Genomic DNA, 12,335 nt, shown 5'->3' on the forward strand with positions numbered 1-12,335 from the left:
ATCTCGACCGGGGCCCCTCGACACGTACAAACGTCAGAGCTGAGATCAGCCCTCGACGCCCAGCTTCTCCAGGCTGTGCTTGATCATTCGCTCACGGCAAGCCGTTCGAGAATCAGCTCGCGCACGCGTGCCGCGTCCGCCTGGCCCCGGGTGGCCTTCATGACCGCGCCGACGAGAGCGCCCGCCGCCGCGACCTTGCCGCTGCGGATCTTGTCCGCGACGGCCGCGTTGGCGGCGATGGCCTCGTCGACCGCCGTGCCCAGCGCGCCGTCGTCGGAGACGACCTTCAGGCCGCGCTTCTCGACGACCTCGTCCGGACCGCCCTCACCTGCGAGGACGCCCTCGATGACCTGACGGGCCAGCTTGTCGTTCAGGTCGCCTGCGGCGACCAGAGCGGTGACGCGGGCGACCTGCTCGGGCGTGATCGGCAGTTCGTCGATCGCCCGGCCGGTCTCGTTGGCGTTGCGCGCCAGCTCGCCCATCCACCACTTGCGGGCGGACGCCGAGTCGGCGCCGGCCTCGATGGTGGCGACGATCGGGTCGACCGCACCGGCGTTGAGCATCGACTGCATGTCGTGCTCGTTGACGCCCCACTCCTCACGGAGGCGGTTGCGGCGCGCGCGCGGCATCTCGGGGAGGCCGCCGCGCAGTTCCTCGACCCACTCGCGGGCCGGGGCGACCGGCACCAGGTCCGGCTCGGGGAAGTAGCGGTAGTCCTCGGCGTTGTCCTTGATGCGACCGGACGTCGTCGAGCCGTCCTCCTCGTGGAAGTGCCGGGTCTCCTGGAGGATCGTGCCGCCGCCGTTGAGGACGGCCGCGTGGCGCTGGATCTCGAAGCGGGCCGCACGCTCCACGGAACGGAGCGAGTTGACGTTCTTCGTCTCGCTGCGGGTGCCGAACTCCTCGCGCCCGTGCGGGCGCAGCGAGAGGTTCACGTCGCAGCGCATCTGGCCCTTGTCCATGCGGGCCTCGGAGACGCCGAGCGCCTTGATGACCTCGCGCAGCTCGGCCACGTACGCCTTGGCGACCTCGGGGGCGCGTGTCCCCGCACCCTCGATCGGCTTGGTGACGATCTCGATGAGCGGGATGCCCGCGCGGTTGTAGTCCAGGAGCGAGTGCGAGGCGCCGTGGATGCGGCCCGTCGCGCCACCGACGTGCGTGGACTTGCCGGTGTCCTCCTCCATGTGGGCGCGCTCGATCTGCACCCGGAAGATCTCGCCGTCCTCCAGCTGCACGTCGAGGTAGCCGTTGAAGGCGATCGGCTCGTCGTACTGGGAGGTCTGGAAGTTCTTCGGCATGTCCGGATAGAAGTAGTTCTTCCGGGCGAAGCGGCACCACTCGGCGATGTCGCAGTTCAGCGCCAGGCCGATCTTGATGGCCGACTCCACGCCGATCTCGTTGACGACCGGCAGCGCGCCGGGCAGTCCGAGACAGGTGGGGCAGGTCTGGGTGTTCGCGTCCTGGCCGAGCTCCGTGGAGCAGCCGCAGAACATCTTGGTCTTGGTGCCGAGCTCGACGTGGACCTCAAGACCCATGACGGGGTCGTACGTCGCGAGGGCGTCCTCGTACGGCACGAGGTCGGTGGTGACAGTCACGGTGAAACTTTCCCTCTCAGCCCAGCAGGACGTCGTCGTCGCCCAGGCGCTTCAGCTCCCGCAGGAGGATGGCGACGCCGGTGGCGATGGCGGCGGCGGAGACGACGGCGTCGATGAGCTGGAGCGTGTCGTTGTCCGTGCGGGCCTTGCGGGCCTGCTTGATCACGCTCAGCGCACCGAAAGCGGTGGTGCCGATGGACAGGTACGTACCGGTGCGGGACTTCTTGAAGCCCTTGGCCTTGGCGAGTGTGCTCACAGCGACGGTGCCTCCTCAAGCAGCGGGTGGCCCCACTTTTCCACGAAGGCGGCCTCTACGGCGGCACCCACCTTGTAAAGGCGGTCGTCCTTCATTGCGGGGGCGATGATCTGGAGCCCGACCGGCATGCCGTCCTCCGGCGCGAGGCCGCAGGGCAGCGACATGGCGGCGTTGCCCGCCATGTTCGTCGGGATGGTGCACAGGTCGGCGAGGTACATCGCCATCGGGTCGTCGGCACGCTCGCCGATCGGGAAGGCGGTGGTCGGCGTCGTCGGCGAGACGATGACGTCGACCTGCTCGAAGGCCTTCTCGAAGTCCTGCTTGATGAGCGTACGGACCTTCTGGGCACTGCCGTAGTACGCGTCGTAGTAGCCGGAGCTGAGCGCGTACGTACCGAGGATGATGCGGCGCTTGACCTCGTCGCCGAACCCCGCCTCGCGGGTGAGCGCGGTGACGTCCTCGGCCGACCTCGTACCGTCGTCGCCGACGCGCAGGCCGTAGCGCATGGCGTCGAAGCGGGCCAGGTTGGAGGAGCACTCCGAAGGGGCGATCAGGTAGTACGCGGAGAGCGCCAGGTCGAAGGACGGGCAGTCCAGCTCGACGATCTCGGCGCCGAGCTTCGTCAGCAGCTCGACGGACTCGTCGAAGCGCTGGAGGACTCCGGCCTGGTAGCCGTCGCCGCGGAACTGCTTGACGACGCCGACGCGCATGCCCGCCACGGAGCCGTTGCGGGCGGCCTCGACGACCGGCGGGACCGGGGCGTCGATGGACGTCGAGTCGAGCGGGTCGTGCCCGGCGATGACCTCGTGCAGGAGGGCCGCGTCCAGGACCGTACGGGCGCAGGGCCCGCCCTGGTCCAGGGAGGAGGAGAACGCCACCATGCCGTAGCGGGACACCGCCCCGTACGTCGGCTTGACGCCGACGGTGCCGGTGACGGCGGCGGGCTGGCGGACGGAGCCGCCGGTGTCCGTGCCGATGGCGAGCGGCGCTTCGTACGCGGCGAGGGCGGCCGAGGAGCCGCCGCCCGAACCGCCGGGGATCTTGGTGAGGTCCCACGGGTTGCCGGTCGGCCCGTAGGCGCTGTTCTCCGTCGACGACCCCATGGCGAACTCGTCCATGTTGGTCTTGCCGAGGATGACGACGTCGGCGGCCTTGAGGCGCTTGGTGACCGTCGCGTCGTACGGCGGAATCCAGCCCTCCAGGATCTTCGAGCCGACGGTGGTGGGGATCCCCTCCGTCGTGAAGATGTCCTTGAGCGCGAGCGGGACACCGGCCAGCGGGCCCAGCTTCTCGCCGGCCGCGCGCTTGGCGTCGACGGCACGGGCCTGCGCGAGCGCGCCCTCGCGGTCGACGTGCAGGAAGGCGTGGACCTTCTCGTCCACGGCTTCGATCCGGGCCAGGTGGGCCTCGGTGACCTCGACGGCCGTGAGCTCGCCTGAGGCGATCTTCTCGGCGGTCGCGGCCGCGGTGAGCTTGATGATGTCGATCGTCATGCTGTTTTAGTCCTCCCCCAGGATCTGCGGCACCTTGAAACGCTGCTGCTCCTGGGCCGGGGCGCCGGAAAGCGCCTGCTCGGGGGTGAGCGACGGGCGTACCTCGTCCTTGCGCATGACGTTCGTCAGCGGCAGCGGGTGGGAGGTCGGCGGTACGTCTTGGTCGGCGACCTCGGAGACGCGGGCGACCGCGCCGATGATGTCGTCGAGCTGACCGGCGAAGTGCTCAAGCTCTTCGGGCTTCAGCTCCAGACGCGCCAGCCGTGCGAGGTGTGCGACCTCCTCGCGCGTGATGCCAGGCATGCAGCGATCCTCAGGGGTTGGTGTGCGGTGTGGTTATTGCGCCCAATCCTATGGGGCGCGGTCGCATGCCCGCGAAACAGTTCCACCGCGGGCCGGTGGGCGGCCGGTGTCGCCTCCGGCACCGTCTCCCACCCGCCCCGTCCCGAAAGCGCCGGCCGCGCGGCTGGGTGCGCCCCACAGGGGTGCGGGGAACTGCGCGACCAGCCACAACGAACCCGCACGATGCCCACCCTTGCCCTGCGGGTCCAGGTGGAGGGGCGGGGAGGGGCCACCTCCGCGCAGCGGCCCACCGACCCGCACCCGTGCGACCCCGGTGACCCGCACCCGTGCGACCCCGGTGACCCGTACCTGTGCGACCCCCCGGTGGCACCGCACAGTGCCACAGCCGTGGGGCGCCCTACTCCCCCTCGACCGCCCCCGCCGACTCCCGCGCCGCCGCCGCTGCCGCCGCCGCCAGTTCCGCCGGGCGCTGCCAGCCCCGCGACCCCCGTGCCAGCAGCCACGCCGTGGCCTCCTCGGGCGGCATCGCCGCCGCCACCAGCCAGCCCTGCACCGCATCGCAGCCCAGGTCCCGCAGCCGCTCCCACGTCTCGTCGTCCTCGACGCCCTCGGCGACGACGAGCAGCCCCAGCGAGTGCGCGAGGTCGACCGTGCACCGCACGATCTCCGCGTCCTCCGTGTCCACGGCCAGCCGTGCCACGAACGAGCGGTCGATCTTCAGCTCGCTCACCGGCAGCCGCCGCAGGTGCACCAGCGACGAGTAGCCGGTCCCGAAGTCGTCGAGCGACATCTTCACGCCGTGTCCGGTCAGCCCGGCAAGGGTGTCCGCCGCGCGCTGCGGGTCCTCAAGGAGCACGTGTTCGGTTATCTCCAGCTGCAGCGATCCGGCGGGCACCCCGTGCCTGGCCAGGCGCGCCGCGACCGCCCCCGCGAAGCCGGGTGTGTGCACGTCGCGCGGCGAGACGTTCACCGCGACCGGGACGAACAGCCCCTGGGCCCGCCACCGCGCGACCTGCGCGAGCGCGGTCTCCAGTACGTACTCCGTCAGGTGGGGCATCAGTCCCGACGACTCGGCGATCGCGATGAACTCGTCCGGCGAGACCCTCCCGCGCTCCGGGTGCACCCACCGCACCAGCGCCTCCAGGCCCGCGACCTGCCCGTCGAACTGCACCTTGGGCTGGTAGTGGAGCTCGACGTCCCCCGCGTCCAGCGCCCGCCTCAGGTCTCCCAACAGGCCCAGCCGGTCAGGGGTGTTGGAGTCCCGCTTGGACTCGTAGACCTCCACCCCGCTGCGGTCCCGCTTCGCCTGGTACATCGCCACGTCCGCCCGCCGCAGCAGCCCCTCCGCCTCCAGCGCGTGATCGGGGAAGACGGCGACCCCCGCGCTGGCCTCCAGGACCAGGGTGAGGCCGTCCAGGTCGAGCGGGGAGCCCAGCTCGGCGACCAGGTGGCGGGCGATGCGCTGGGCACTCGTCGCGGACTCGGTGCGCGGCAGCAGTACGGCGAACTCGTCGCCGCCCAGCCGGGCGGCCTCCGCCCCCTTGGGGAGCGCCTTGCGCAGCCGGTCGGCTATCTGGAGCAGCAGCCGGTCTCCGGCGAGGTGCCCGAGGGTGTCGTTCACCGACCGGAAACGGTCCATGTCGATGAGGACGAGCGCGGCGCGGGAGCCCAGGCTCTCCGCCTCCTCCAGCGCGGGCCTGGCGCGCTCCAGCAGCCACTGCCGGTTGGGCAGCTTGGTCAGCGGATCGCGCAGTTGTTCCTCGGCCCGCGCCCTGGCTATCCAGAGCGTGGAGTCCAGGGCGATCAGCGGTACGGCGAACAGCGGCAGCAGCACCGGCAGCGCGACCGCGACGACGCAGATGAGGGGGGCGATGCCGAGCAGCGCACCGGCCACAAGTCCCTGCCGCACCAGGGCCGTTCGGGCCACGGACGGCAGCCGGCCGCGCTGCGGGGCCTGCGCGCACCACAGCAGCAGCCGGGTGACGAAGAGGTACGTGCCCGCCGCGAGCACCACTTCGGGCAGCGCTCCCCAGTCCCAGCCGAGCGGCTGCCAGGGCGTCTCCACCGTGGGTACGTCGCCGAAGAATCCCAGGGTGAGGGCGGCGGCGGCGATGCCGAGTATGTCGACGGAGCCGTGCAGCACGCCCAGCCGCCAGCGGCGCCTGCGCGCACTTCCGACCAGCACGACAACGGCCAGGCTGACCAGCCCGGCCGGGACCCATCCGTACAGCAGGAGGACGGCGAGGGTGAGCGCCGCCCCGGAACCTGTGCCGCCCCACCACCGGTCCCGGCCGAGCGCGACCAGGTGGCCGACTATGACCCCCGTCAGGACGGCGAGGGACCATCCGGTGGTGCCGCCGGGAAACAGTGCGCGGTGCCGGCTGAGGTCCTGGACCAGGCCGGTGCCGAGAACGACGGCGGCCAGCGCCGTGAGCACCGTGGGAAGCGCCGGCCCCAGGAGGAGCTGCACCCAGCTTCCCCGGTCGCGCCCTCCGGGCTGTCCCTGGGGTATGCCCTGTCTCACCGCTGGCGGCGGCTGCTGCGACCGGTAGGGGGCGTACGCCTGGTGCGGCTGGTGCGGGTCGTACGGCTGATGTGCGTCGTACGGCTGCTGCGGCCGGTGCGGGGTGCTCCGCCGCGGCCGGGGGCCGGCCGCCCGGCGGCCGAACAGTCCGGCCAGCCCTGCGGCCAGAGCGGACCGACTGCTCAGCCGTGAGGCCGGATCGGCCCTCTCGGTCGGTTTCATTCCGTCCCTCTCACAGCCGGCGGTGCCCGTGTCACGCGAGATGGCCCCGTTGTCATGCCATCACGGCTCGTCCCGCCTCCCCGGTCTCCTCAGGAGCAGGTCCCTCCAGAACCGGCTCCTCCTGGAGCAGACTCCTCTGGAACGGGGCGCGGTTCCACAGCCGTGCACGACAGGCGCACATCCCAACAGTAGGCCGCAGCAAGCTCTCCCGGGCAGCGGTCGACCGCTCTTGCCCGAATGCGACCCGACCACCCGCCCACGTCTGCTATGCGCCGAACGGGTGGTCCTGTGGGGCCTGTTCTTCCCGTTACTCCACCACCGGAACCGCAGCTTCACGTGCGGCTTCGGGTCCTTCGGCGAGCAGCACCCCGAAGCCCTCCTCGTTGAGCACCGGCACCTTCAGCTGCATCGCCTTGTCGTACTTGGACCCCGGGCTGTCGCCGACCACCACGAAGGAAGTCTTCTTCGAAACGGAACCGGTCACTTTCGCTCCGAGGTTCTGGAGCGACTCTTTTGCGCCATCCCGGGTGTACTTCTCCAGCGTGCCGGTGACGACGACGGTCAGGCCTTCCAGCGGGCGCGGGCCCCGGTCCTCGTCGGCGCCCTCCTCCTCCATGCGGACGCCCGCGGCCTTCCACTTGCGGAGGATCTCCTGGTGCCAGTCGACGGCGAACCATTCCTTGAGGGAGGCGGCGATGATCCCGCCGACTCCGTCGACGCCCGCCAGCTCCTCCTCGGTGGCCTGCTCGATCTTCTCGATCGACCGGAATTCGCGGGCCAGCGCTTCGGCCGCGACGGGGCCGACGTGCCGGACGGAGAGGCCGGTGAGGATGCGGGCCAGCGGCATCTCCTTGGCCGCCTTGATGTTCTCCAGCATCGCGAGGGCGTTCTTGCGGGGTTCGCCGTCCATGTTGGCGAAGACGGTGACGATCTTGTCCTCGCCGGTCTTCGGGTCCTTCTTGGGCAGGCCGGAGTCGGCGTCCAGGACGTACGACCTGATGGGCAGCAGCTGCTCGATGGTGAGGTCGAAGAGGTCGCCCTCGTCGAGCAGCGGCGGCTCGGCGGGCTCCAGCGGCTTGGTCAGCGCGGTCGCGGCGACGTACCCGAAGTTCTCGATGTCGAGGCTCTTTCGGCCACCGAGGTAGAAGAGTCGTTCCCGCAACTGGGCGGGACAGGTCTGTGCGTTGGGGCAGCGGAGGTCGATGTCGCCCTCCTTCATGGGGCGCAGCACCGCCTGGCACTCGGGGCATTCGGCGGGCATCACGAACTCGCGCTCGGTGCCGTCCCGCAGGTCCGCGACCGGGCCGAGGATCTCCGGGATGACGTCCCCCGCCTTGCGCAGGACGACGGTGTCGCCGATGAGGACACCCTTCTTCTTCACCACTTCCTGGTTGTGGAGGGTGGCGAACTCGACCTCGGAACCGGCCACCGTCACCGGCTCGACCTGTGCGTACGGAGTGACGCGCCCGGTCCTTCCGACTCCGACCCGAATGTTGATCAGCTTGGAGTTGACCTCTTCCGGAGCGAACTTCCAGGCGATCGCCCACCGCGGCGCCCGCGAGGTCGAGCCCAGCCGCCCCTGGAGCCGGATCTCGTCGAGCTTGATCACGACGCCGTCGATCTCGTGCTCCACGACGGAGTGCCGGTTCTTGCCGATGTACGCGATGAACTCCCGTACACCGTCGAGGGAATCGACCACCCGGTTCTGCCCGGCGGTCGGCAGGCCCCACTCCTTCAGCAGCTCGTACGCCTGCGACAGGCGGTCGATGTCGAAGCCCTCGCGGGCGCCGATGCCGTGCACCACCATGCGCAGCGGGCGGCGCGCGGTGACCCTGGGGTCCTTCTGGCGCAGCGAACCGGCCGCCGCGTTGCGCGGGTTGGCGAACGGCTTCTCGCCGGCCTCCACCAGCCGGGCGTTCAGCTCGCCGAACGCCTCCATCGGGAAGTAGACCTCGCCGCGGATCTCCACCAGGTCCGGGACGCGGTCGCCCTCAAGGCGCTGCGGGATCTGGGAGATCGTCCGCACGTTGGGCGTGATGTCCTCGCCGGTGCGCCCGTCGCCGCGGGTCGCGGCCCGGGTCAGCCTGCCCTTTTCGTACGTGAGGTTGACGGCGAGCCCGTCGACCTTGAGCTCGCACAGCAGGTGGTACTCGATGCCGGTCAGCTCGCCCGCGACGCGCTCGGCCCAGGCCGCCAGCTCCTCGTCGTCGAAGGCGTTGTCGAGGGAGAGCATCCGCTCGCGGTGCTGGACGGCGGTGAAGTCCGTCTCGTACGCCCCGGCGACCTTCTGGGTCGGCGAGTCCGGGGTGCGCAGCTCGGAGTACTCCTCCTCCAGCGCTTCCAGGGAGCGCAGCTGCTTGTCGAACTCGGCGTCGCTGACGACCGGTTGGTCGTTGACGTAGTACCGGAAGCGGTGCTCCTCGATCTGCTCAGCGAGCCGCGCGTGCTTCTCCCGTGCCTCTGCGGGTACCGCTGCGTGCTGTCCGCCAGCCACCGTCATGTCCTCCCGTTGACCGGTCGGGGCCCTGTGCCCCGGCCGAGAATCTCCTGCGCCGTCACACAGGCCCCGTCACTTGAAAACCCGTCACTCAGGGTTGTCCGCGAGCGACCGTGCTGCCCGGCTGCTGCGGTCGAGCGCCGCGCGGGCGTACGCCGGGGAGGCCCCGGCCAGCCCGCACGTCGGGGTGATCACCACGGATTCGTTCAGAAGTCCGGGATTCAGCCCCAACCTGCGCCACAACTGCCTGACACCCATGACGCTACCGCCCGGGTCCGACAATGGACCTTCCACGCTCGGCACGACGCCCGCGAAGAGTTTCGTGCCTCCCTCGACGGCTTCACCGATCGCGTCGTCGTCACGCTCGGTGAGCAGGGAGAAGTCGAAGGAGATCCCGGCCGCCCCCGCCCTGCGCAGCAGCGCGAACGGCACGTCGGGCGCGCAGGAGTGCACGACGGACGGCCCGTCGTGCACACCGAGCACGTCCCGCAGCGTGCTCTCCACGACCTGCCGGTCGGGGGCCCGGTACGTGCGGTACCCGCTGGCGCTCCGCACCTGACCGCGCAGCACGGCGATCAGCGAGGGCTCGTCGAGCTGGAGCACCACCTGCGCGCCGGGGATCCGCCGCCGCACCTCCGCGAGGTGTCCTCGCAGTCCCTCGGCGAGCGAGGAGGCCAGGTCGCGGCAGGCGCCGGGGTCGCCGAGCGAGGCCTCGCCGCCGCGCAGCTCCAGGGCCGCGGCGAGCGTCCAGGGGCCCACCGCCTGCACCTTGACCGGTCCCTCGTACCCCTGGGTGAACTCCTCCAGGGCGTCGAGGTCCTCGCCGAGCCAGGAGCGGGCCCGCCGGGTGTCGCGTCCCGGGCGGTCGCTGAACCGCCAGCCGCTGGGCTCCAGGTGGACGTACATCTCGGCGAGCATGCCGGCGGTGCGGCCGATCATGTCGGCGCCGGGACCGCGCGCGGGCAGTTCGGCGAGGTACGGGAAGTCCTCGAAGCTGCCGGTGACGGTCTTGGCGGTCTCCCGGGCGTCGCCGCCGGGCATGGAGCCGACGCCGGTGGCGGGGCCCCACCACTTCACGGATCCGGTCTCTGAGGTCATCGTCCCGGCCGCACCGTCAGGTCGTTGACCTCGGCGTCGCGCGGCAGGTCGAGGGCCATCAGGATCGTGGTGGCGACGGACTCCGGGTCGATGAACTTCGACGGGTCGTACGCCTTGCCCTCCTGCGAGTGCACCTTCTCCTGCATGGGGCTCGCGGTGCGCCCGGGGTAGACGGAGGTGACCCGTACCCCGTTCTCGTGCTCCTCGTGGCGCAGCGAGTCGGCGAGGGCCTTGAGGCCGTGCTTGCTGGCGGCGTACGCACCCCACTCGGCGTGCGCGGCGAGACCTGCGCCCGAGTTCACGAACAGCACGTGCCCCTTGTCGAGGCGGAGCTGGGGCAGGAAGAGCCGGGTGAGCTCGGCGGGGGCGATCAGGTTGGCGTTGAGCTGGCTGTGCCAGGCGCGTACACCCAGGTCGCCGACCTTGCCGAGGTCGACGACGCCCGCGATGTGCAGCAGGGTGTCGACGCGCTCGGGCATCGGCTGGTGGGAGAACGCCCAGGACAGCTTGTCCGGGTTGGACAGGTCGCCGACGAGGGTGCGGGCGCCGGGCAGGCCCGCCGCGAGTTCCTTGGCGCGGCCCGCGTCGCGGGCCATGAGGACGACGTCGTCGCCACGCGCGTGGAGGCGGCGGGCGACGGCTGCGCCGATGCCCGACCCCGCCCCGGTGATCACATGAGTAGCCATGTGCCCCATGCTCGCACCCTCAGGAGGACTACTGGACCCCGGCGGACTCCTCCAGGTAGGCGAGCGCCGCCACCCCGTCTTCGGCGAAGAACACCAGGTCAGTGAGGGGGACGGGCAGGAAGCCCTCCTCCTCCATCCGCTGGAACTGCTGCTTCAGCCCGTCGTAGAAGCCCTCGGTGTTGAGCAGCACCACCGGCTTGTCGGTCAGTCCGTGCTTCTTCAGCTCCAGGATCTCGGTGGCCTCGTCGAGGGTCCCGGTACCCCCGACCATGATCACGACCGCGTCGGACTTCCCCAGCAGCAGTGCCTTGCGCTCCGCGAGGTCCTTGGCGACGACCATCTCGTCGGCCTGCGGACGCGCCTTCGCCTGGAGGAAATCGACGGAAACCCCGACGAGCCTGCCGCCGGCCCGCTCGACGCCGTCGGCGACGACCTTCATCAGACCGACGTCGGAACCGCCCCAGACCAGGGTGTGACCGCCCTTGCCGAGCAGTTCGGCGAACTCGCGGGCGGGCCCGGTGTAGCGCTCGTCGAGGTCGGCGGCGGAGAGGAAGACACAGATGTTCATGGCCCCCAACCTAACGCCGTCCCCGCCCGCGAAGAACTCCCGGAAGGACTCCCGAAGGACGTCCCGAAGAGTCCCCGGAAAACTTCCGGAAGAACTTCCCGCTCCGAGCGATGAGTTCCGCCCGCCCCCGCAGTCCTAGTCCGTATGAGCAAAGTGATTTCGCGTGACGGCACCCCCCTCGCGTACGAGCGCACGGGCGAGGGCGAGCCGCTGATCCTGGTGGGCGGTGCCTTCAGCACGGGTACGGCGGAGGGCCCCCTCGCGGGCCTCCTCGCCCCGCGCTTCAGTGTCGTCACGTACGACCGCAGGGGCCGCGGCGACAGTGGCGACACCGCCCCCTATGCGGTGGCCCGCGAGGTGGAGGACCTGGCCGCGCTGGTCGACGAGGTCGGCGGCAGCGCCTCGCTGTACGGAATGTCGTCGGGCGGCGCCCTGGTGCTGCGCGCGGCGGCGGCCGGGCTGAGCGTCCCCCGTGTCGCGGTCTACGAGCCGCCGTTCACGGTCCTGGAGGAGACGCGGGCCGAGAAGGCTGCGTACACGGACCGCCTGAAGGAGCACCTGGACGAGGGGCGCAGGGGCAAGGCGGTGGAACTGTTCCTGTCCGTCGTCGGCATGCCCCACGAGTTCATCGCCCAGATGAAGCAGGCCCCGGTGTGGCGCTCCTTCGAGGCCCTCGCGCCGACCCTGGCGTACGACGACGCGGTCATGGGCGACGGCACGGTCCCGGCCGACCGGCTGGCGTCCGTGGCGCAGCAGGTCCTGGTGGTGTCCGGCGGGGCCAGCCCCGCGGTGATGCGCGACGCCGCCGTGCGCACCGCCGAAGCGGTACCGGACGGCTGCCACCACTGCCTGCCCCGGCAGACCCACGACGTGGACCCGCGCGCGCTGGCGCCGGTGCTGGCGGAGTTCTTCACCGCCGCATAGCGGGTGCGCGCTCCCACGGGGGTGGGGCGCGCACCTCGGCGGGCGGTGCGGTCGAGCCGCGGTCAGTCGGCGGCGTCCGTGCTGCGGGGCGGCGTCGTCGTCGCGAGCGTCGGCGTGGCGGCGAGGCGCGGGGCGTCGTACCGCAGGATCGCGTGCCGGGGCGCGTCGC

10 protein-coding genes are annotated in these 12,335 nt (G+C 71.1%); 1 reads left to right on the top strand and 9 read right to left on the bottom strand.

Going from position 1 to position 12,335, the window contains the following annotated elements:
- Nucleotides 1-83: 83 nt before the first annotated feature.
- From gatB to ACWGIG_RS29840, 9 genes are all read right to left on the bottom strand, one after another.
- Entirely contained in the window at nucleotides 84-1,595 is a 1,512-nt protein-coding gene (gatB, locus tag ACWGIG_RS29800; RefSeq protein ID WP_453324790.1) for an Asp-tRNA(Asn)/Glu-tRNA(Gln) amidotransferase subunit GatB, read from the bottom strand.
- Nucleotides 1,596-1,611: 16 nt separating this feature from the next.
- On the bottom strand, nucleotides 1,612-1,851 hold the full coding sequence (locus ACWGIG_RS29805; protein WP_266658841.1) for a hypothetical protein: 240 nt from the start codon (nucleotides 1,849-1,851) through the stop codon (nucleotides 1,612-1,614).
- A complete protein-coding gene (gatA, locus tag ACWGIG_RS29810; protein WP_453324791.1) occupies nucleotides 1,848-3,344 on the bottom strand; it encodes an Asp-tRNA(Asn)/Glu-tRNA(Gln) amidotransferase subunit GatA in 1,497 nt (498 codons plus the stop codon). Before gatA ends, ACWGIG_RS29805 begins: the two co-directional genes overlap by 4 nt.
- Nucleotides 3,345-3,350: 6 nt before the next feature.
- The gene (gene gatC / locus ACWGIG_RS29815) at nucleotides 3,351-3,647 is read right to left on the bottom strand and encodes an Asp-tRNA(Asn)/Glu-tRNA(Gln) amidotransferase subunit GatC (protein ID WP_030851400.1); all 297 of its coding nucleotides are present in this window, start codon (nucleotides 3,645-3,647) and stop codon (nucleotides 3,351-3,353) included.
- Between the two features lie 397 nt (nucleotides 3,648-4,044).
- Complete coding sequence (locus ACWGIG_RS29820) at nucleotides 4,045-6,393, bottom strand: putative bifunctional diguanylate cyclase/phosphodiesterase (protein ID WP_453324792.1); 2,349 nt, start codon at nucleotides 6,391-6,393, stop codon at nucleotides 4,045-4,047.
- Nucleotides 6,394-6,700: 307 nt separating this feature from the next.
- Nucleotides 6,701-8,887 (bottom strand): NAD-dependent DNA ligase LigA, encoded by a 2,187-nt coding sequence (gene ligA / locus ACWGIG_RS29825; protein ID WP_453324793.1) that lies wholly within the window; start codon nucleotides 8,885-8,887, stop codon nucleotides 6,701-6,703.
- Nucleotides 8,888-8,977: 90 nt separating this feature from the next.
- A complete protein-coding gene (locus ACWGIG_RS29830) occupies nucleotides 8,978-9,988 on the bottom strand; it encodes a methionine synthase (protein WP_453324794.1) in 1,011 nt (336 codons plus the stop codon).
- Nucleotides 9,985-10,674, bottom strand: a complete 690-nt coding sequence (locus ACWGIG_RS29835) for an SDR family oxidoreductase (protein ID WP_453324795.1) — start codon at nucleotides 10,672-10,674, stop codon at nucleotides 9,985-9,987. The genes ACWGIG_RS29830 and ACWGIG_RS29835 overlap by 4 nt, the downstream gene beginning before the upstream one ends.
- A gap of 28 nt (nucleotides 10,675-10,702) precedes the next feature.
- Nucleotides 10,703-11,242 (bottom strand): LOG family protein, encoded by a 540-nt coding sequence (locus ACWGIG_RS29840; RefSeq protein WP_453324796.1) that lies wholly within the window; start codon nucleotides 11,240-11,242, stop codon nucleotides 10,703-10,705.
- Between the two features lie 144 nt (nucleotides 11,243-11,386).
- Here ACWGIG_RS29840 and ACWGIG_RS29845 point away from each other — a divergent pair, with 144 nt between their 5' ends.
- Nucleotides 11,387-12,166 (top strand): alpha/beta fold hydrolase, encoded by a 780-nt coding sequence (locus ACWGIG_RS29845; RefSeq protein WP_453324797.1) that lies wholly within the window; start codon nucleotides 11,387-11,389, stop codon nucleotides 12,164-12,166.
- Nucleotides 12,167-12,335: the final 169 nt, after the last annotated feature.

Source organism: Streptomyces sp. NPDC054863 (genome assembly GCF_053610825.1).